At 28.4% G+C, this 22,405-nt stretch carries 14 protein-coding genes and 1 riboswitch; all 14 genes read left to right on the top strand.

The genetic code is table 11. From position 1 onward, the window contains the following. The first annotated feature begins 4 nt into the window (after positions 1–4). Positions 5–1,267 carry an anti-sigma factor domain-containing protein gene (locus tag TR13x_RS03475; protein WP_054870509.1) on the top strand — a complete coding sequence of 421 codons (1,263 nt, stop codon included), beginning with the start codon at positions 5–7 and terminating at the stop codon, positions 1,265–1,267. Positions 1,268–1,727: 460 nt separating this feature from the next. Continuing rightward, a complete protein-coding gene (locus TR13x_RS03480; RefSeq protein ID WP_054870510.1) occupies positions 1,728–3,005 on the top strand; it encodes an MFS transporter in 1,278 nt (425 codons plus the stop codon). 139 nt (positions 3,006–3,144) lie between these two features. Continuing rightward, a riboswitch (cyclic di-GMP riboswitch) is annotated at positions 3,145–3,230 on the top strand. 76 nt (positions 3,231–3,306) lie between these two features. Then, positions 3,307–5,031, top strand: a complete 1,725-nt coding sequence (locus tag TR13x_RS03485; protein WP_054870511.1) for an HD-GYP domain-containing protein — start codon at positions 3,307–3,309, stop codon at positions 5,029–5,031. Positions 5,032–5,256: 225 nt separating this feature from the next. Next, entirely contained in the window at positions 5,257–6,876 is a 1,620-nt protein-coding gene (locus TR13x_RS03490) for a methyl-accepting chemotaxis protein (RefSeq protein ID WP_054870512.1), read from the top strand. Positions 6,877–7,236: 360 nt separating this feature from the next. Next, positions 7,237–8,970 (top strand): ABC transporter ATP-binding protein, encoded by a 1,734-nt coding sequence (locus TR13x_RS03495; RefSeq protein WP_054870513.1) that lies wholly within the window; start codon positions 7,237–7,239, stop codon positions 8,968–8,970. After that, positions 8,970–10,763 carry an ABC transporter ATP-binding protein gene (locus TR13x_RS03500; RefSeq protein WP_054870514.1) on the top strand — a complete coding sequence of 598 codons (1,794 nt, stop codon included), beginning with the start codon at positions 8,970–8,972 and terminating at the stop codon, positions 10,761–10,763. Before TR13x_RS03495 ends, TR13x_RS03500 begins: the two co-directional genes overlap by 1 nt. Positions 10,764–10,904: 141 nt before the next feature. Next, positions 10,905–11,768, top strand: a complete 864-nt coding sequence (locus TR13x_RS03505; RefSeq protein ID WP_054870515.1) for a DegV family protein — start codon at positions 10,905–10,907, stop codon at positions 11,766–11,768. 136 nt (positions 11,769–11,904) lie between these two features. After that, positions 11,905–13,101 carry an MFS transporter gene (locus TR13x_RS03510; protein ID WP_054870516.1) on the top strand — a complete coding sequence of 399 codons (1,197 nt, stop codon included), beginning with the start codon at positions 11,905–11,907 and terminating at the stop codon, positions 13,099–13,101. 116 nt (positions 13,102–13,217) lie between these two features. After that, positions 13,218–13,634, top strand: coding sequence for a hypothetical protein (locus TR13x_RS03515; RefSeq protein ID WP_152912106.1), 417 nt, complete (start codon positions 13,218–13,220; stop codon positions 13,632–13,634). Between the two features lie 137 nt (positions 13,635–13,771). Beyond that, entirely contained in the window at positions 13,772–15,247 is a 1,476-nt protein-coding gene (locus TR13x_RS03520) for a TIGR02677 family protein (protein ID WP_054870518.1), read from the top strand. Positions 15,248–15,258: 11 nt separating this feature from the next. Then, positions 15,259–16,416: a TIGR02678 family protein gene (locus TR13x_RS03525; protein ID WP_054870519.1), complete on the top strand. Its 1,158-nt coding sequence runs from the start codon at positions 15,259–15,261 to the stop codon at positions 16,414–16,416. Then, positions 16,409–20,500, top strand: a complete 4,092-nt coding sequence (locus TR13x_RS03530) for a TIGR02680 family protein (RefSeq protein WP_054870520.1) — start codon at positions 16,409–16,411, stop codon at positions 20,498–20,500. Before TR13x_RS03525 ends, TR13x_RS03530 begins: the two co-directional genes overlap by 8 nt. 2 nt (positions 20,501–20,502) lie before the next feature. Next, on the top strand, positions 20,503–21,813 hold the full coding sequence (locus tag TR13x_RS03535; protein ID WP_054870521.1) for a TIGR02679 family protein: 1,311 nt from the start codon (positions 20,503–20,505) through the stop codon (positions 21,811–21,813). A 249-nt stretch (positions 21,814–22,062) separates the two neighbouring features. Beyond that, positions 22,063–22,341 carry a cupin domain-containing protein gene (locus TR13x_RS03540; protein WP_054870522.1) on the top strand — a complete coding sequence of 93 codons (279 nt, stop codon included), beginning with the start codon at positions 22,063–22,065 and terminating at the stop codon, positions 22,339–22,341. Positions 22,342–22,405 lie beyond the last annotated feature (64 nt).

Genomic DNA, 22,405 nt, shown 5'->3' on the forward strand with positions numbered 1-22,405 from the left:
TAAAGTGAAAGGTATAGTTATGGAAATTCAAGAAGATAAGGTTATTGTATTAACTAAAGAAGGAAGTTTTTTAGAAGTAAACAGAAATAATAGAACTTTAGATATAGGACAGGAAATAATAATAGATACTAATAAAAAATTAAAAAGACAGATAATAAGAAGATTTGTTTCTGTGGCAGCTGCTTTTATTCTATTAATAACAACAGGATATGGAGTTTATGGATATTATACTCCCTACGGATATATAAATGTGGACATTAATCCAAGCGTAGAGATAGCTTATAACTTATATAACAGAGTTATAGATTTGAAAGGACTAAATGAAGATGGTAATATACTGATAGCGAAAATAAAAGATTATAGAAACAAACCAATAGAAAATGTAATTAATGAAGTTATTGATACGGCAGTAGAAGAGGCTTATGTTAAACCTGAAGAGGAAAATGTAATACTTATTACTATAACAGAAAAGAAAGATAAAGTTGATGATGAAAAGATATATAAGTCAATAGATAGTCATATTAAGGAAAAGGTTAAAAATACTCAAGTGGTTCTTATGGAGGGAGATACTAATATATATAAAAAGGCCAATAAAGATAAGGTATCACCAGGGAAATTAATGTTGATTAAAGAAGCGCTTGATTTAAATAAAGATATTAAGTTTGAAGAAGTTGCTAAAAAGCCAGTAAAAGAAATAATGAGAATGATTAAAGAGGCTAAAAAGCAAAAGAATAAAGAAGAAATAGAAGAATTAGAAAGAAAAGTTGGAAAGGAAAAAATAGAAAAATTCAAAAATGAAAAGCAAGAAAGAATGAGATTTAATAAAGACAAATTATATACAGAAATTAGAAAAGATAAAAAAGAAAAGGAAAAAGATAAATTGAAAGAAAAAGATAAGCTAGAAGGAAAAGAGATTGAGAAAGCTAGAAAACATGAAATAAAAAAAGATGAAGAAGAAAAAGAGATTGAAAAAGACAAAATAGAAGAATATATAGAAAAAGATCAAAAAAGATATTCTAAAGAGAAAAATCAAGATAAGCTTGAGAAACCGAAAGAAGAAAAACAAGAGGATTTAACAGTTAGTGATAATGAGAGAGAGCAAGATAATAAAGACAAAGTCGATAAACTGGAAGAAAGAAATAAATCTAAACGTAGAGATGAAAATAAATATAAACATGATAAGAAAGAGCAAAATAAGGAGAAAAAAGATAAGGAAGAAGACAAAGATAAAAATGAGGATGAACAGAAGTATAAAGATGAAGATTAAAACAAATGAGTCAAGGTATTACCTTGACTCATTTGTTTTTAGCAGTTAAATTAATTTTGGAAGGATTAAAAATAATGCTATCAATACAATTATAACAGTAATTATTGTGTATAGCATTTTTTTTCTAATGAAAAATATTTTGGTCACATAATCACCCCTTAAAATTCCATGTATAAGTTGTGGTAAATATTCATATTATAATTTATTTGAAGATAATTAAATATATTACAAATTTTTTAGATACTAGGTGCTAGGTACTGGGTACTGGAATTAGTGAATAGAGAATAGAGGACAGAGGACAGAGAACAGGGATAAGAAACTTAAAATTGAAAATATAAAATGTTAAATTAAAAATATTAATATAAATATTGACATATTTAAACATATAATATAAAATATTTAAAAATTATAAATTAAAATTCAAAACAACAAACAAAGACTTGAAATTTGGGGGGATAACATGGAAAGAGTAGTAAAAAGTAAATCTAATATACTTAGAAATAGGAATTTTATGCTGCTTATAATCGGCAAAATAGTTTCTAATGTCGGAAATTCTCTGCATAATGCAGCTGTTGCTTGGTATATTATGAGTTTAGTTGGTGAAAAAAGTGCTGGATTTTTTATGGGCATATTTGGAATGTGTTCATTAATACCTTTTATAATTTTTGGACCTATTTCAGGTGTGTTTGTTGATAAAGTAGATAGGAAAAAAATTATAGTAGGGACAGATTTTATTCGTGGAGGGCTTATTTTATTATTAGCTTTATTATCTTATTTCAATGTGCTAAATATATGGATTTTATTTGGAATAACAGCAATAAGTGCTTTTTTCGCAACTTTTTTTAATCCAGCAGTAAGTGCAACAATTCCTAATATAGTAGAAGAAAAAGATTTACACAAGGCTAATTCATTAGATGGTATGAGCTTACAGTTGTCTTGGATTGTAGGTGTAGCCATATCAGGATTTTTATATTATTGGATAGGTATCTTTGGAATATTTATTGTAAATGGAATTTCATTTATTATATCTGGAATATCTGAAACATTTATAAATATTCCACCTATTAAAAGAGATATGAATAATATTAATAAAAATGAATGGAGCTTTTGGAAAGATTTTAAAGAAGGGATAGTATTTTTAAAGGGGCAGAAAGCTATAGTTGTGCTACTAGGATTTGCATTAATAATTAATTTTCTATTTAATCCCATTTTTCAGATAGTATTTCCTAAAACAATAAAGTTTACATTAAATCTAACGGCTAAGGAAAATGGCATTTTGAGTTCTGCATTCCCAATTGGAGCAATAATAGGGATGTTTATATTATCGATATTGCCATCTAGAGAAAAATATTATATGTTCATGATAAATGGTATTATAGCAGATGGTTTGATTATGATGCTGTTTGGTATTCCATTGATATTTTTCAAGTTTTCATTCATTTCATCTTTTGGCGTTTATGCAATATTTTTATTTTTAATTTTAATACTAGGAATTGTTAATGCTTTGGTTAATGTGCCTATTAATACGACATTTCAAAAAATAGTACCTGATGAATTTAGAGGCAGATTTTTTGGAATATTGAATACATTAAGTCAGGGGATAGTACCATTAGGGTTAGCTGCACTTGGGTATATTTCAGATAAATTAGCTTCTTCAACTATATTTATTATTTCAGGGATTATAGTTTCATTATTGGGAATATTTATGTTCTTCATACCAGAGCTAAAGGAGTTCTAAGCATAGATAAAATGTGTTTATAAATTATAAAAATGGGTAAAAAAATTATATAAAAAGAAGGAATTTGTAAAAAAACATCGAAACTGATATAAAATAATTATTTGAGTTTTTAGTGGTACAAAAATTGTAAACGATTACACATTGATAAAGGCAAACCTATCGAAAGGTGGGGACGCAAAGCTATGGACCTAAGGTATTATTTACTATGGTTGCCAGGCTGCCAATTTGTAGAAAACACCTACTGTTTTTGTCTTTATCAGTAGGTGTTTTTCATTTACATACACAGGGAGGAGTTGGTCATATGATAAGGTTAATTAAAGTTGATAGTCAGCTCTTGACAGAAGAATATTTGCATGGAGGGATTAGTAGAATTGCTAAATTATTAGATTACGATGTAGCAAAATTAATTGCATTTGATGAAAGTAGTACTTATGCTACATTTGAGAGGGTTTTTATTAGAAAAGGCATAGATTATAATGTAAGTTATAAAGACTCTAAACGTTTAATAAAGCACTTCTCCAACTGTGTTTTCGCGCTATTAATAAAGACTAAACAAATTGTTTTTCTAAGTAAAAATGAAGATGACAAAGCTGATTATTTACCTTTAATTGAAGAAATGGAAAACGAAATTTATATACCGTTATTTTCTGGAAATAGTAAGTCTAGAGAAGTAACAGGTTGTCTATATTTAGGAAGTACAGATAAAACTAAAGTAGTTGATGGTAGTACATTTTTAGATAAAGATATATCTAGAGAATTATCAATTATACAAAATCTATATCAGTTAGAATATATCAAAATATCTAGAAAAAAAAGAATGCTAAATGTAATATATATGATGTCTCAAATAATAAGGGAAAGAGAACCTTATATGGTAACTCATCCATATAATGTGGCACAATGGTCACTAGCTATAGGAAAAGAACTAGGATTTAATGAAAAACGATTAGAAACATTATATCTATCAGCAGTATTACATGATTTAGGTAAAATTTATATAAGTGCAGACATATTAAATAAACCAACAAAATTAACTAATGAGGAATATGAAAAGGTAAAGAAACATTCCATATATAGCTATAGAATTATAAAAAATATGTTTGATTATACAGAAAGTTTTAATGAAATAGCGATTTTTACAAAGCATCATCATGAAAGGTATGACGGTACAGGTTATCCAGATGGATTAAAGGGAGAAGAAATACCTTTGGAAAGCAGGATAATAAGTGTTGCAGATGCAGTAGATGCCATGATGTCAAATAGGACATATAAAAAAGCTAAATCGATAAATCTTGTTATAAATGAGCTTATTAAAAATAAAGGTAAGCAATTCGATCCTAATATCACAAAAATTATGATTGAAATATTGATGAAATCTAAAGCTATAAATGAGCAAATATTATCGGAACCTATTATATGGGGAACATTGTTAATTACAACATCAGAAAAAGAATACTTTGTTGAAGGTACATTAGTTAGAAATGAAGATAAGTATAAATTCATGACTGAAACATTTGACTTTGATAACGATGTAGAAAAATCAAAGATTACAGATATTAGATTGTATTTAGAAAAAAATCAAAATGTAAATGAATATGATGTAAAAATCGAAAAATTTTACAAAAACGAACTTTATATTTCAGAAATTAAAGCAGAGCTTACTGGAGAATCATTTAGTATGCTATGGGATTTAGAAGGATTGTTAATAGATAATACGAAGAAAATCTACAATATAAATATAACTAGAATTGGTGGAAACTTTATGTCATTCTATATTGATGATTCTGAAATAAACAATAATGAAGAAGATAAAATATTAAAAGTAATAATCCGTTTTGAAGATGACTACAACATAGTAGTTTCTGGTAAAATAAACAAATCATATTGTGTAGGTGCCAAAAAATACTATGATTTTAGTTTTATAAATATATCAGACTCAGTAAGAGATAATATTTTTAGGCAGCTATTTAAAAAACAAATAGAAACTAGAAAATCAATAGTTTACTCATTGGCAAATTCTAATTAACGAAACTGTATTTATCAATCATCTCTATATTAATATAGTGCATGTGATTGCCAAAATTTACAATAGGAATATAGTACTAATTTAATTTGTATAAGGTAGCAAGTCAAGCATATATTGTCTTGCTACTTATTTTTGTGTCAATTAGAGGATTTCTATAAACAGTTGTCGAATTAATATTAACTATTGCCAATTTTTAATTAATAAGCAGTAAGGGAAGGTGGATAAATGAGTGATATTAATGTTTTTAAGAAAGTGCTTTTCAAATTAATATCCAAGAAATCAGCTAGGATTACTTTGGTATTTACTATGTTATTAGGTTTTTTAGCTAATTTTGCACTAATATTTTTATTTAAAGTTTCTAATGTATTTATAATATCAGCTGTTAATCTTATTACACTACTAGTACCAGTGTATATAGTGGTAGATGCTTCGCTTATATCTTGCCATAAGGATATTGTAAATTATTTAAATCAAATAACAGAAGGTAATTATAAATTAAGAATACCAGTATTTGGCGATGATGAAGTTGGTAGGACTATAAAAGCTATAAATAATTTGAGTTTAAACTATAGAGATATGTTTGAAAAAATAATTGCTGTTTCAATTAAGACTTCAGAATTAACTAAAAAGTTAAGAGAATTTATGGATATTAATGATGAAAAAGTGTATGAGATATCAAATGCTATACAAAAAGTAGTTAAATATAATAATGAATATGCAGAAAATGTTGGCAATTCAATAATCAAACTAGATGATATAGGAAATTATATAGAAGAGATTGAACATATAGTAGATGAAGCTAATAATTCATCTATAAAGTCTAGAGATGTATCAGAAAAAGGAGAGACTACAATCCAGCAGACTTTTGATAAATTTTATGAAGTACAAAGTACTGTGGAAAATTTATTTAGCATAATAAAAGAGCTAGGAGATAAGTCAAAATTAATAATAGAAATAGTAAATTCTATTAATGATATAGCCAAAAGGACAAATTTATTGGCATTAAATGCAGCTATTGAAAGTGCTAGAGCAGGAGAAGCAGGAAAAGGTTTTGCAGTTGTTGCTGAGGAAATTAGAAGTTTATCTGAAGACACTACAAAATCACTTAAAGAGATAGAAGGCATTGTAATGGAAATATTCGATAATATAAACAGTGCTATATCAACTACAGAAGAGAATAGAAGAGTTACTAAAGAGGCACTTGAAAAAGCCAAAGACTCTAAGAAAGTATTTGATGAGATAAAGTCTAATTCTCATGTTACAGAAGAAAAGGTAAAAGCTTCTTTCAATATATTGAGTGATCTTAAGGAGAACATTTCATACATAATTGAAAATATAGATTCTATATCTCAAAGAACAAATGATACAGTAGCTTGTACAAATGAGTCTTTTAATGCTATGAAATTATTAGAAGATAACATAATGGATTTATCAAAATCTGTAAATAATCTGGATATAATAGCAAAAGAACTTTATAAATATGTAGCAGATGATACTACTGATAAAATATTAAGAAATCAAATTAAGATTTTAAGTAAAATTATTAGAGATGACTTAACTGTAGAAGACTGCGTAAGGATAGCCGATGACTTACATATAGATAATTTTCAGATTACTGATCAAAATGGAGTAATAGTTAGTGCAACAGAGAAAGATAGTATAGGATTGAATTTGTTTGAAATCTATGAGCCTTATAGAGATTTTTATAAAAAAGGTAATACAACAGAATGTTATTTAACTCCGGTGGTTAAAAGAGTAGATGGAAAGTATGCTCGTTTTTGTGCAATGCTTAGAAAGGAAAGAAAAGGACTTATTATAGTTGAATATGAAATAGGTGCTATCTAGTAAATATTACAATTTAATTACAAATATTGATTTTTGGAACAAAATGGTTTACTATTAAAAAGTAACCAAATAATTATGAAAGGGAGGTAGGACTTATGATTAAAATAATAATGGTTTACGGCAGAGAATTACAAAATAATATAACTATCATTATGAACAAGGAAGATAGCCCTACCTTACCTATTAGTGGTGGTCTGAGCTAAATATATACAGTTAGAGTGATATATATGCTTAGAGTGGAAATTAGGCTATAGGGTATTTTCCCTATGGCCTTTTTATATACCACAATAATTTAGCCATGGGTCTTCCTATGGCTTATTATTCTTTTTTGGGGCTATCTGTATAAAAGGGGGAATTGATTTGAAGAGAATATGGAAGTATATAAGAAAATACAAATGGTTTTATTTAGTAGCTATGCTTTCAATGATAATAGCTATGACTCTTGATATGTTTAATCCACGATTAACTAAGATTATAATTGATGATGTTATAATTGGTGGCAAGACTAAAGTTTTAGGGAAATTACTTTTAGCTCTTGTTGGAATAACTTTATCAAGAGCTGTTTTGGGATATATTAAAGAATATCTATTTGATATAACTAGCAGTAAAATAGTTAAAGCACTTAGAAAAGATTTATTTGACCATATACAAACTTTATCATTTTCATATTTTGATGGTATGAATACAGGTGAAATTTTAGCAAGACTTTCTGAAGATGTAGACAATGTGTGGCAGGCTTTAGGTTTTGGTATCATGCTATTTGTTGAACAAATTATTTACTTTATAGTGGCTACAGTGATGTTATTTACATTAAACTGGAAAATAGCTTTATTAAGCCTTGCTACAATGCCATTAATAGCATATCTTGCTGTAACACTAGAAAAACAGATAGGTGAAGTATATGAAAAGATAAGTGATCAAGGTGCTTTATTGAATACAACGGCTCAGGAGAATGTAGCGGGAGTAAGATTAGTTAGAGCATTTGCTAGAGAAAAACATGAGATTGAAAAGTTTTTAAGTCAAAATAAAGAAAATTACAAATTAAACGTGAAACAGGCTGATATCTGGTCTAAATATCATCCTGTTATAGAGTTTTTATCAAATGCGACAAGTGTTTTAATAATAACAGTTGGAGGTCTACTAGTAATTAAAGAAGATATTTCAATAGGAACATTAGTAGCGGCAAATTTTTATGTATTTATGCTTATTTGGCCTATGAGAATGCTAGGATGGCTTACTAATATACTTGGACAATGCAATGCTTCTTTGAAGAAGCTTGATAAAATATTTAAAGAGGAGCCTACCATTAAAAATATTGAAAATCCTATAGTACTAGAATCTGTCAAAGGACACATTAAATTTGAAAATGTATCTTTAGAATATGATGGAATAAAGGTTCTAAAAAATATAAATCTTGATGCAAAACCAGGTAGTACAATTGCGATAATGGGTACTACAGGCGCAGGAAAAAGTTCATTAGTTAATTTAATACCAAGATTTTATGATTGCACTGAAGGAAGAATACTATTAGATGGTGTAGATATAAAAAATATTGATCTTAACTTTTTACGAAATCAAATATCAGTAGTAATGCAGGATGTATTCTTATTTTCAGATACTATTGAAGAAAATATAAAATTTGGAATAAAAGATACCGAAAATGTAGATATAGTCAGGGCATCAAGAGATGCACAAATATATGAGTTTGTTATGGAAATGAAAGATGGATTTAATACGATAATAGGTGAACGTGGTGTTGGCTTATCTGGAGGACAAAAACAGAGAATTTCTATAGCAAGAGCATTGGCCAAAGAATCAAAGATTTTGATATTAGATGATGCAACTTCGGCTTTAGATATGGAAACAGAATATAAAATTGAAAGAGCTATAGAAAATAGAAAAAAATTGACTAAATTTATAATTGCTCATAGGATTTCAGCAGTAAAAGATGCTGATGAAATAATTATATTGGAAAACGGAGAGATTATTGAAAGAGGCACACATGAGGAGCTTCTAAAGAAAAAGGGAAAATATTATGACACATATTTTGAACAGACAAAGGGTCTTTATACAGAGACGCAGGAGGTGATATAATGGCTAAAAATACAGTAAGACAAGATGAAAAGCTTAAAGAAATTGTAAAGATAGATATTATTAAAAGATTATATTCATATTTAAAGCCATATAAAATTCAAGTTTTTCAAGTGCTTGTTTTAATGGGAGCTGTTATTGGAGTCAATCTTATTAATCCATATTTTCTTAGATTAGGTATAGATAAATATATAGTAGATAAGGATATAAAAGGGCTTTTCGTATTGGGAGGATTAATGATTCTAGTTAATATAGTTTCTATGATTTGTTCTAGATGGAGAATTAAGAAAATGGCTAGGGTAACTAATAATATATTAGTTACTATAAGATATCAGCTATATGAGCATATACAAAAACTATCATTTGAGTTTTTTGATAGTCGACCAAATGGAAAGATTATTGCTAGGATTATTGGGGATGTGAACTCTTTAAACAATTTATTTACGAGTAGCGTTACAAATCTAATTCCGGATTTAGTTACTTTAATAGCTGTTGTAGTAATAATGATTTCTATGAATTTAAAACTAGCTTTAGTATCTCTTGTAACACTACCGTTGTTATTAGTGTCTATGTTTTTGATAGAGGTTACTTGTAGGAAGAGATGGCAGTTGTTTAGGAAAAAGAACTCCAATATGAAAGGGTATATTCATGAAAAATTCTCTGGTATTAGAGTTATACAGAGTTTTGCTGTTGAAGATAAGACTAGTAGAGGATTTAATGAGATACTGACAGAACTTAGGATGGCATTTGTCAAGGCAGTAAGATCAAGTGATTTATTTTGGCCATCAGTTGAGATTTCATGGGGAATAGGTTCAGTAATAGTATTTTGGTACGGAGTAAAATTATTAAATACTGGAGAGATTAGTGTAGGGCTTTTAGTTGCTTTCACAAGTTATATATCAATGTTCTGGCGACCGATAATGAATTTAAGCAATTTTTATAATAACTTAATTACAAATATGGCAGCAGCAGAGAGAATATTCGAAATAATGGATATAAAGCCTGATATAGAAGACAAAAAAGGTGCTAAGACTATGCCTAAAATAAAAGGGAATGTTGTATTTAAACATGTTCATTTTAGCTATGATGAAAGTGATGTTGTTTTAAAGGATATAAATTTTAGTGTTAAGGCTGGAGAAACAATAGCATTGGTAGGTCCAACTGGAGCTGGTAAGACAACAATAGTAAACTTAATAGCAAGATTTTATGATGTAGATAGTGGAGAAGTTTTAATAGATGGACACAATGTTTCAGATGTCAAATTAGAAACCTTAAGAAGTCAGATGGGTATTATGCTTCAGGATACGTTCCTATTTTCAGGTACAATAAAGGAAAATATAAGGTATGGTAAACTTAATGCAACTGATGAAGAAATAATTAAGGCAGCTAAAGCTGCGTATGCTCACGATTTTATTATGAAATTGCCAAAAGGGTATGATACGGATATTAATGAAAGAGGAACAAGATTATCTGTAGGGCAAAGACAACTAATAGCATTTGCACGTGCATTACTTGCAGATCCGAGAATTTTAATTTTAGATGAGGCAACATCTAGTATTGATACTCACACAGAAAGGCTGGTTCAAAAAGGGATAGAAAGGCTTTTAAAAGGTAGAACATCTTTTGTCATAGCCCATCGCCTTTCAACTGTGCAAAAAGCAGACCGTATATTTGTTATTGATGATGGCAAGATTAAAGAAATGGGTAATCATAATGAGCTTATGGAAATGAAAGGAATTTATTACAATTTATTTATGTCACAGTTTAAGTTTTTGGATAAGAAGAAGGTAGTGTAATATTTGACAGAAGGTTTTTCCTTCTGTTTTTTTCTATGTTAAATCTATTATATTTGAATATAATTAATTACAATTAATAAATTACTTTAAAGTTTAAAAAGTATATAATATAATAAAACTAAAAATATAAGGGGTGGTTAAATGACAGTTAGGATAATTACTGATAGTGCATGTGATTTACCTAAAAATATCATAGATGAATATAATATTCGTGTAGTACCTATATTGGTTTATTTAGAAGATAAAGAATATTTAGATGGTGAAACACTTAATCCAGTGGATTTATATAATAATATGAGAAATGGTAAAGTCTATAAGACGGCACAAATTCCTCCCGCTACTTTTAAAAAAGTTTTCTTAGAGTATGCAAAGAAAAGTGAAAGTGTAATTTATATTGCTTTTTCATCTGGATTATCTGGTACATATCAATCGGCTTTAATGGCAAAAAATGAAGTGCTCGACGAATATCCAGATTTTGATTTAGAAATAATCGATACGAAATGTGCTTCTGTAGGTTTTGGTTTAGTTGTATATAAAGCTGCACAAATGGCTAAGGAAGGAAAGTCAAAAGAAGAAATAGTTAACGCAATTAATTTTTATTCACAGCATATGGAACATATTTTTACTGTAGACGATTTGGAGTATTTATATAGAGGTGGTAGAGTAAGCCGTACAGCTGCATTTGTAGGTAGTTTACTAAATATTAAACCTATTTTGGACGTAGAAGATGGGAAATTAGTTCCTATTGAAAAGGTTAGAGGTAGAAAAAAAGTATTTAAAAGAATGATTGAAATAATGGAAGAAAGAGGCGTAGATTTATCTAACCAAGTTATAGGTATAAATCATGGTGATGATTTAGAAGGAGCTAAAAAACTTGAAGATATGATTAGAGAAAAATTTGGATGTAAAGAGTTTATTGTAAATATAGTTGGATGTGCTATTGGTGCGCATTCAGGACCTGGGACTTTATCAGTATTTTTCTTAAATGAAAAACTGCCGATGTAAAGCTACTGTTTATTCAGTAGCTTTTTTATGTTGAAAAAAATTTAATATTTACAAAAATATATTTTTGTGATAACATACTGACTTAATAACCAGAAAGGGTTTTTCTAATACTTTACATTTATATGGGGGTGGGGGAATGGGTATAACAAGAAACATAAAGACATACTACATATACTCTATATTTGCAGACCTTTTAATATTAGGACCTATAATAGTATTATTTTTTATTGCAAAAGGGTTGTCTTTTACAGAAATTATGCTGTTACAGTCTATAGCTGCTATTTCAGTAGTCGTGTTTGAAGTTCCTACAGGAGCTTTTGCAGATAAATTTGGAAGAAAGGTTAGTATGCTTATAGGAGCAATATTATGGGCAACTAGCCTTTTAATATATATCTTAGGAACTAAATTCCCAGCTTTTATGCTAGCTGAAATAACCTTTAGTTTAGGGGCTACTTTGAAATCTGGAGCAGATACTGCTTTGATATATGATTCATTAAAATCTATAGGAAGAGAAAGAGAATTTCAGAGTATAGAAGGTTATGCAAGGTCATTAGCTCTATATGCTCAAGCTTTAGGTTCTATTATTGCAGGATTTGTATATAAAGTGAATATCTTTTTACCGTTCTATATTTCTATTGGGTTTATGTTTATAACTGTAATTATTACTTTGAATTTTATCGAGCCTTCAATAGAAGAGAAAAAGGGTAGATATGGCAGTAATTATTTAAAACAGATTAAAGAGAGTGGAATATATATTGTAAGACATGAGAAAATTAAAGCAATAATGCTATTTTCAATGATTTTCTTTATATTTTATAGAGCTGGGTTTTGGTATTTTCAACCCTATATGGAGAGTGTTAAAATACCTGTTGAGTACTTTGGTATAATATTTTTTATTTTCAATATTGTTGCTGCAATAACTTCTAAAAGATGTCACTTAATAATGGAAAAAACTAAACCTAGAACTTTATCATTTATGGCATTTTTGATAATAATATCATTTGCTTTACTAGGAGTTATAAGAGTATGGATAGGTGTATTAGCAATATTGCTGCAGCAAATGGCTAGAGGACTTTACAGACCAGTTACAACTAAATATTTAAACAAGCATATACCGTCAGATAAAAGAGCTACAATACTTTCTTTTCAAAGTTTAGTAACCAATATTGCTGTAGCCGTAACCTTGCCATTAATGGGTATATTGAAGGATTCGACAGATATATTTACTACACATTTAATATTAGCAGGAATAATGCTCGTGTTAGTATTGATGGTAATGAAATATATGAATAAAAGACTAGGAGTAAAGCAAGTAGAGAAAAGTAGTATTTAGTTTTTTAGTATAAATGTTATTGCTTTAAATTTTTAATTGGTATATTATAAATATAACAACAAGAAACCCTTTCAGAATTGTTTTTAAAAAATTGAGAATAGAGAAAGGTCGGGGTTATGGTGAATGAATTATTAAAACAGATATTAGGTGAATTAAAAGATTTAAAATCTGACATTAGTAGTTTAAAAGAGAATCAAGCTAAGATGCAAGAAGATATAAGTAGTTTAAAAGAGAATCAAGTTAGAATACAAGAAGATATAAGCAAAATGCAAGAAGATATAAGCAGCTTAAAAGAAAACCAAGTTAAGATGCAGGAAGATATAAGCGAATTAAAGCAAGGACAAGTAAGACTTGAGACAAAATTAGATGAAGTATCGAATAAGCTTGATGATTTAGAAGCAAAGAACGCACAAAGACATATTGAGGTTAATGGTAAATTAGATAAAATTACTGATGATATTGAATTTATAAAACATAAAGAGTTTGAAAACGAACAAGATATTTTTAAGATTAAGAAAAAATTAGCAGGTTAAAATATTATTTATAGAATTGGCTGGCAGTTATTTTGCCAGCTTTTTTATGTTTAGATTGTATAAAATTAGCAATAATTATATAATAATCATAGAAAAAATTGCTATATTTCTAGAATATAAATAGAAAAGGTGAAGTTATGGAAATAAACGAAAAGCTGTTAAAACAAGTGACAGAAACAAAATATTTAACAGTTGAAAATGCTTGGAGATATAGAGCAATAATCAGATATTTTTATTTACAAGCACAAAAAATGAAATATTGGATATATAAAGAAGAAGTATTTGAAGAATTGAAGAAGCATGTTGTATTTAAGGATTATACAATAGAGCAGTGCAGGCAGGACTTAGATGTTTTAGTTGAGTGGAAAAACTTAAATGCTGTTCAAGATACATCAAAAGCTTCTACAATAGAAGAATTTAAAAATAAACAATTTAGATATCAAATAACAGACTATACAGTTGAAATCGAAAGAATGATATTAAAACTTGAAAACTTGAAAGTTGAAGGTGCTTCATTAGAGCCTTCGCTACTAGAACGTTTTAAAAAAGAGTTAGAAAAATTTAAAGATATGAAAGATAAAGGCATAAAAGAAGTTGGAAGTTGGTGGATGTCGCTAAACGAGGATTTTAAGAGACTAAATCAGAATTATCAAGATTATATCAGACATTTAAACAGTGTCAAAGCAGAAGAGATGATGAAGACTCAGCAATTTTTAGTTTTCAAAGATAAATTTATTGAATATTTAAGAGATTTTGTAAAAGGATTACAGCAAAATTCTTATGCAATAGAATCTATAATTAAAGATATAGATGAGATTACAGAAAAAATAGTGCTTGATAAAATTATTGAGTATAGCAAATCAATTCCTAGATTAGATACAGAAGTGGCAGAAAAGGATATTAAGGAGAATGTTTTAGGTAGATGGACAAGTATCACGGAATGGTTTTTAGGGAATAATTTTCAAGAAAGTGAAGCTTCAAAGTTGTTTGATATTACAAATCAAATAATAAGAAAAATAACAAGATATGCATTTCAGATAGTAGAAAATAGGAATACAGCTGCAAACAGAAAAGAAGAATATAAAAAACTTTGTAACATTTTCCTACAAGCTAAAGATATAGATACAGCTCATATGATATCAGCATATGCTTTTGGAATACCTTATACAAAACATATAAGAATAGATATGCATAGAGAAACAGAAAGCATAAATAGTGGAGTATATGATGAAAAGCCATACGAAGTTATAATAAAACCTAGGGTTAGAACTTACAGAGAAAAGAGAGATAGGACGCCGATTAAAGATAATACAGACAAAAAGAAGAAAATACTAAAGGAAGCTATAGAAAAGCGAAATCAAGAAAGAAAAATAATGGAAGGATATATAATTAACGACCAGATAGATATATCTAAACTTCCTAAAATAGAGCCTTATGTTAGGACAACCATTTTAAAATGGATATCTAGGGCAAACAGTTCCCCGAATGGAAAGGCAAAAACAGAAGACGGACGAATATTTAAAATAATAAAACCAAAAAGTAATGAACGGTGTATTTTAAATTGTGAAGATGGGCAGCTTGAAATGCCGTCTTATATTTTAAAGTTTGAATAGGAGAATGATATATGGATGAGTTAAGAGAATTATTAGATGAATATTGGATACTTAAAGATAAAGACAAAGATAAATATTATAGAATTAGAGATTCTATTCCGAAATTCAGAAATTTTATATCGGAAAAATTAGGTTATCAAATAATAATGACTTCAGATTTAATAAAGTTAGAAAAACTCCCTGGGAAAGCAGAGCCTTGGATGGGAATAAGCACATTTGATAATAGCCTAGAGTATACTTTCTTATGTTTGCTATTAATGTTTTTAGAAGATAAGGAAAAAGAAGAGCAGTTTTTACTTTCACAGCTTACAGAATTTATTCAAGGAGCTTTTCCAGGTGATGAGAAAATAGAATGGACATTATATTCGCATAGAAGACATTTGATTAAAGTATTGAAATTTGCTATAGATATTGGAATTATAAAAGTTAATGATGGGAATGAAGAAAGATTTTATAATGATGAATTAGCAGAAGTACTATATGAAAATACAGGAAATTCTAAATATTTTATGAGAAACTTTTCAGGCAACATACTAAAGTATAGTACATTAGAAGATTTAGAAAAAGACGAATGGTTAGATATGGATACCGATAGAGGACGGATAAGAAGAAATAGAGTATATAGAAGGATAATAATGTCTCCTGCCGTATACAGAGATGGAGAAGATGATCAAGATTATCTGTATATTAAGAATTATAGAAATATGATACAATTTGATTTAGAAAAATACCTGAAAATGGATTTACATGTTCATAAAAATGGTACATTTTTAGTATTAGATGAAGAAAAGAGATATAAGAATTCATTTCCTGAAAGTAAAGCAATTAGTGATATAGTCTTGCAGGTGAATAAAATTATAGTGGCTAAGGTGAAAAAAGGAGAACTTTCAAAAAATACTGAGGACATTATAATCATACTTAAAACTACATTTGACGATCTTATTAAAGAAGCAAAACAGAGATATAGCATGGGATGGAGTAAGGAATATAGAGAGATGAAGTTAGAAAAGTTATCTAAAGAGGTTATAAGCTACATGAAGGATTTTAGTATGTTAATGGAAGATAATGATAGCAATGAGATAATTATATTACCTTTAGTTGGCAAAATTGTCGGGGATTATCCTAAAGATTTTAACAATAAAGAGAAAGGAAATGATTTAGTTGGATAATAATAGGTGGATAATAAGCAGAGCTGGACTAATAAATTTTTGGTACTACGATGATGAGAAGTTTGATTTTTCTGATGGAAAGCTCTTATTAAGAGGTGCTAATGGTTCAGGTAAATCAGTAACAATGCAGAGTTTTATACCACTTTTACTAGACGGAAATAAAAGTCCAGATAGATTAGATCCATTTGGTTCAAGAGCTAGAAAACTAGAAAATTATGTATTAGGTGATGAAGATTTAGGAAAAGATGAGAATATAAGTTATATATACATGGAATTTAAGAAAGAAAAGACAGAGAACTACTTAACTATAGGTATGGGGTTAAAGGCTAAAAAGGGAAAGAGCCTAGATTTTTGGGGATTTGTTATTACTGATGGTAGAAGAATCGGAAAAGACTTCTTTCTATATAAGAAGATTGATCAGAAGGTTCCACTTAGCAAAAAAGAACTAGAAAATAGGATAGGTGATGGTGGCGAAGTAAAAACTAGACAAAAAGATTATATGGCTATGGTTAATAAATATTTGTTTGGTTTTGATGAACTAGAAGATTATGATGAACTTATAAAATTACTTATTCAGCTTAGAACACCTAAGCTTTCAAAAGAATTTAAACCTACAGTAATATATGAAATACTTAATAATTCTCTACAGCCACTTTCCGAAGATGATTTAAGACCAATGTCTGAAGCAATAGAGAATATGGATAACATAAAAAACAAGTTAGAACAACTAGAACTATCTAGTAGAGAGGCAAAGAAGCTTAAGAAAGTGTATGAAATATATAACAGCTTTGTGCTGTTTGAAAAGGCAAGGGATTATGTCAATTCTTATGATGAATTGAAAGGTCTAATAAAAGAAAAGAGTAAACTAGAAGAGAAAAAGAACCATTATGAAGAAGAAATTTTAAATGCTACTGAAAATATCAAGGAACTTGAGATACAACAAAATAATTTGAAGTTAAAGGAAGAAGAATTAAGAAAGCATGACAGTTTTGGACTAAAAGAGAAAATAGTTTTTTTAGAAAGAGAATTGATCGATCTTAAGAAGGAAAGAGACAAAAAAGCCGATGAACTTGAAAGGAAGAAAGATAGAGAAAGAGAACTTTATGTGAAAATTAAAAAATTAGAAGAAGATGAAGCATATAGTATTAATAAAATACGTGAAGATATCGAAGAGTTAGACTCATTAGCCGATGAAATGAAATTTGATGAACAGTATTATATGAAACAAGAATTATTAAAAGATATAAGATGTGAATACAAATTTAATTATGTAAAAGACCAGGTTAAAGCTTATAGGGATAAAGTAATAAAAATAAAAAGAGAGTTAGAAAAGGAAAAAGTTAAGCGAGAGGCTTATGAAAAAGCTTTTGAAGATTTTGAGAAGACAAAAGGAAACAAAAAAGAAGTAGAAAAGAGATTAGAAAGTGCAAATTTATTGTTTTCAGAAACCAAGGAAGAGTTTATAGAACATATTTATAATTGGGAGAAAAATAATAGTATTTTTAAAATAGATAATAATGCATTAAGCAATATTTCTCAAGCTGTTAATACCTATGGAGATAAAACTAGCTTTGATGACATTTTGGCTTTAGTTAGAAAAGAGTATAATACAGTCGAAGATTTATTAAAAGAAGAAAAACAGGATTTAAGTTTAATCAAGAATAAATACATTAAAGAATACGAAGAAAAGTCAAAAGAAATAAAAGAATGGGAAGAAAAAAGAGACCCAGAGCCAATAAGAGAGGAAAAAGTACTGTTAAATAGAGAAAGGTTGAGAAAGAATAAAATACCATTCATTCCTTTTTATATGGCTGTAGATTTTAGAGAAGAGCTTACAGAAGAAGAAAGAGGAAGATTAGAAGAAACGCTATTAGAAATGGGGATATTGGATGCACTGATAATTCCATCTAGATATAGAGATAAGGTTCTTGAAATGGATGAAGATATGGCCGATAAATATATTTTTCCATCGCCCAAGTATCTTACTTATGAGTTGTCTAGCAAGCTGCACATTGAAAAGATTGATATTGATGGGATTACAATAGAAGATGTAGATAATGCTGTAAAGAGTATTTTAATGGACTATACTGATGAAGGCACATATATAAGAGATAATGGAGAATATGGAATAGGAATAATAAGAGGAAAAGTTACAAATAAATACAGGGCAAAATATATTGGCTCAACTGCAAGAAAGCGATTTAGAAAAGAAACATTAGAACGATTGACAATCGAAAAACAAGAAATTGAGTGCAAAATCAAAGAAATAGATAAAAAAATAGAGATAATAAATCATAAACTTAAAAATTTAGAAGATGAATTCAATAATTTTCCAAATAAAAAAGATTTAGAAACTGCATTGCAAACTGTGAGAGAAGAGACTTTAAATTTTGAAAACATATCAAAGGAGTTAGATAAGAAACAGGAAATATTAGACAATACTTATCAGGAATTAAATATAATAAAGCAAAATATACACAAGCTTACACTAAATATTAATCTACTAGTAAATCTAGAGGCATATGAGAATGCAGAAGAATGTATAAGAGAATATATAGATTTATTAAACGAATTAGAGAGAAAACATTTAAAGCTTTTACAAACATTGATAACAAGAAGTAATATTATTGAGAGTAAAGAAGAAATAGACATAGATATAGATAATTTAAGATATGACCTTAATAACATAGATAGAAAAATTAAAGAAAGTGAAGACAGATTAAAAAACTATAAAGAACAGTTAGAATTGACGAATTATAAAGAAATAGAAAGAGAAATAAATGAGTGTATTGAACTTTTAAGAAAGATACCAAATAGAATTAAAGAACTTACAGGAATAAGAGCTAGAGCCGAAACTAAATTAGAGCAGACTATTCAGAAGTTAGATGAGATAAATAAAGATATAGAACTTCAAAAGAAGATAAATAACATTTTTGAGACCGGTTTTAGAGAAGAATATTTGCTAGGGTTAGTTTTTACAGATGATATAGGAGATATTTACAAATTAGCAAAGAGCGTTTATAACGAATTGAAATATTTTGAAGACAAAAATAAAAATAGAGAAGATTATTTAAACAATCTGCATAATAAGTTCTATGAAATAAGACAGTATCTAACTGAATACTCACCAAAAATTGAGATTATCTTTAATAAAGAAATAGATGACCCAGATGTTTCAGAAATTGTTTTAAGACAAAAAAGATATGTGGTTAAGGCAAAGATTAGAGGAAAATATATCGGATTTTATCAATTATTAGATTATATACAAGAGGGAATTGATGAAAACAAGAGCTTGCTTAGAGAAAGTGACAGAAAAATTTTTGAAGATATATTAACAAAAAGTATAAGCAAAAAGATAAGAGCCAAGATTTATCATAGTAAGTCTTGGGTTGAAAAGATGAATAGACTTATGGAAGGTATGAATACTTCTAGTGGATTATCTTTTAATCTTAAATGGAAGAGTAAAGCTAAAGAGACTGAAGACCAATTAGATACAAGTAGATTAGTTGAACTGTTGATGAAAGATGGGAATTTACTTACTGAGGGAGAGATAAATGAGCTATCTGCTCATTTTAGGTCTAAGATTGAAGAGGCTAGAAGAACTGCTTTTGAAACGGGAACAAGACAGACATTTCATCAAATAATGAAAGAAGTTTTAGATTATCGTAAATGGTTTGAGTTTAGACTGTACTTTAAGAGGACGAATGAAAAAAGTAGAGAGCTTACAAATAATGCCTTTTATAAGTTTAGTGGTGGAGAAAAAGCTATGGCTATGTATGTACCATTATTTTCAGCAGTATATGCTAAATATGAGGGGGCCAGAAAAGATTGCCCTAGGATAATATCATTAGACGAAGCATTTGCTGGAGTAGATGAGAACAACATAAGAGATATGTTTAAATTATTAAGTGAATTAGAATTGAATTTTATAATAAACTCACAGATTCTTTGGGGAGATTACGATACTGTTAAATCGCTGTCTATATGCGAACTTCTAAGACCTAATAATGCAAAAGAAGTAGCAGTTCTTAGATATAAATGGAATGGGAAAGTTAGAACTTTAATAGAAAATGTGGGTGTGTAATAATGAGTAAATTAGCAATCCAAGCAGCAAAATATTTTAAAGAGAATAAAGGATTTGAAAGAGTTTTTTTAAAAATAAAAGATAAATACAGGTCATTAGGGAAAATTGGTGGAACGATAATTTTAAATAATCTAACTAAAGAAGAAAAAGATGCTTTATCAGGTTTTTTAGGGATAGGCTTTTATGATAAAACTGATGCTAGAATAAAGATAGAGAAGTTTCAAACTGCATTGGACAATTCAAGGTTTAAAGGAGTAAAACTGGAAGATGTATTAGCAGAATATTTTGGCAGTGCTATAATAAGTAAAAAAGACGAAAAGGAAAAATATAAACTAGAAAGAGAAAGATATTTTGAAGAAATAGTTAAAGAATTTATTGATACTAAATCGTATACTTGGTTAAAATATGTTTTTGAATCTAAAGGTAATGCATATAGAGTAATTACGAAAAGATACGATGAAGATAAACAGTCCTTAAAAGAAGATTTAATAATAACTATGAGAGGTTTAAATAGCTTACCGTTTTTAAAATCTAAAATAAAAGAAAGATTGGCTATATTTGCCTCAAGAGTTACAAAGAATCCTCATGCTTTTGATGAAAAAACAGAAGCAGGAAAACTTTTAATGTATGGTATTAGTTATTTATTATGTAGAGATTATCCCAAAAGTGCAGAAGAAAGAACCGAATATTATTATGAAGTAGGTTTAATAAAAGATGAAATATCTAATTTTACGGTATGCAGCGGACTATTGGCTTATAGAGATGATATGATTTCAGCAGGTTGGAAAGATTTTTATGAAACTTCTGAACCTATGCATGTATCACTATGGAATTTAAGTAAATTAGAGAGAATAATTAGTCCTACTGGTAGGATATTTATATTTGAAAATCCAACTGTTTTTAGTGAAGTTCTTTATAGAACTTTAGAAATTAAGCCACCACTTATGTGCACCTATGGTCAAGTAAAATTAGCCTCTTTAATTTTATTAGATATGCTAGTTAAAGAAGGGGTCAAAATATACTATTCGGGAGATTTTGATCCAGAAGGTATAGTGATTGCAGATAAATTAAAAAAGAGGTATGGAGATAATTTAATCCTCTGGCGATATGATAAAAAAGATTATTTTAAATCAATATCGCGCGAAATAATTGATGATACTAGATTAAAGAAGCTAGGTAATATAAAAAATGAAGATTTAATTCGATTGAGTGAGGTTGTAAAAGAAAATAGATACGCTGGATATCAGGAGTTGATAGTTGAAGATTTGATTAGAGATATAGAGATTACGATTAGTGTAAATGTAACTGAATAGGATGTAAATCGAAAACTTCGGGCATGAAGCTCGAAGTTTTTTATCAATGAAAGACAAATATCGACATTTTTAGATAAAGGAAATTATGCTTAAATCTAGAAATGTTAAGAGGCAAGAAAGAGTTTAAATGATTTAGGTTTCAGAGCCAAAATGCAGGGATAAAAGTAGAAATAATAAATGAGGGGGCAGAGGAATTGGTGCCTAAGTTTTTGAAAAGACATTCAAATAAATAGTCAGGAGGTTTATAATATGGAACCAATTAAAATTAAAAAAATTAGTCTTGAAGAAGCTAAAAAGTTAGGTATTGATTCATGGAGTCATTGGGAATGTGAACCTAGCACTTTTGATTGGGAATATGATGAGCAGGAGACTGCTTACGTTTTTGAAGGAGATGTCATTGTAACTACTCCAGAACAAACTGTGCATATAACAGATAATATGTTAGTTTCTTTTCCAAAAGGATTAAAGTGTACATGGGAAGTGAGGAAAAAGATTAGAAAGGTTTACACATTTAATTTTGAAATATAATTTATGATTACAAATAGTTAATAAATCAACTAAAAATCTCTTAGGGTAGATATGTAATTTTTAA

Source organism: Caloranaerobacter sp. TR13 (assembly GCF_001316435.1).
Lineage (GTDB): Bacteria > Bacillota > Clostridia > Tissierellales > Thermohalobacteraceae > Caloranaerobacter.

Bases quoted from the DNA above. Each gene is read 5' to 3' on its own strand.
- TR13x_RS03480 (WP_054870510.1), top strand. From the start codon at position 1,728: ATGGAAAGAGTAGTAAAAAGTAAATCTAATATACTTAGAAATAGGAAT.
- TR13x_RS03485 (WP_054870511.1), top strand. From the start codon at position 3,307: ATGATAAGGTTAATTAAAGTTGATAGTCAGCTCTTGACAGAAGAATAT.
- TR13x_RS03490 (WP_054870512.1), top strand. From the start codon at position 5,257: ATGAGTGATATTAATGTTTTTAAGAAAGTGCTTTTCAAATTAATATCC.
- TR13x_RS03500 (WP_054870514.1), top strand. From the start codon at position 8,970: ATGGCTAAAAATACAGTAAGACAAGATGAAAAGCTTAAAGAAATTGTA.
- TR13x_RS03505 (WP_054870515.1), top strand. From the start codon at position 10,905: ATGACAGTTAGGATAATTACTGATAGTGCATGTGATTTACCTAAAAAT.
- TR13x_RS03510 (WP_054870516.1), top strand. From the start codon at position 11,905: ATGGGTATAACAAGAAACATAAAGACATACTACATATACTCTATATTT.
- TR13x_RS03515 (WP_152912106.1), top strand. From the start codon at position 13,218: ATGGTGAATGAATTATTAAAACAGATATTAGGTGAATTAAAAGATTTA.
- TR13x_RS03520 (WP_054870518.1), top strand. From the start codon at position 13,772: ATGGAAATAAACGAAAAGCTGTTAAAACAAGTGACAGAAACAAAATAT.
- TR13x_RS03525 (WP_054870519.1), top strand. From the start codon at position 15,259: ATGGATGAGTTAAGAGAATTATTAGATGAATATTGGATACTTAAAGAT.
- TR13x_RS03535 (WP_054870521.1), top strand. From the start codon at position 20,503: ATGAGTAAATTAGCAATCCAAGCAGCAAAATATTTTAAAGAGAATAAA.
- TR13x_RS03540 (WP_054870522.1), top strand. From the start codon at position 22,063: ATGGAACCAATTAAAATTAAAAAAATTAGTCTTGAAGAAGCTAAAAAG.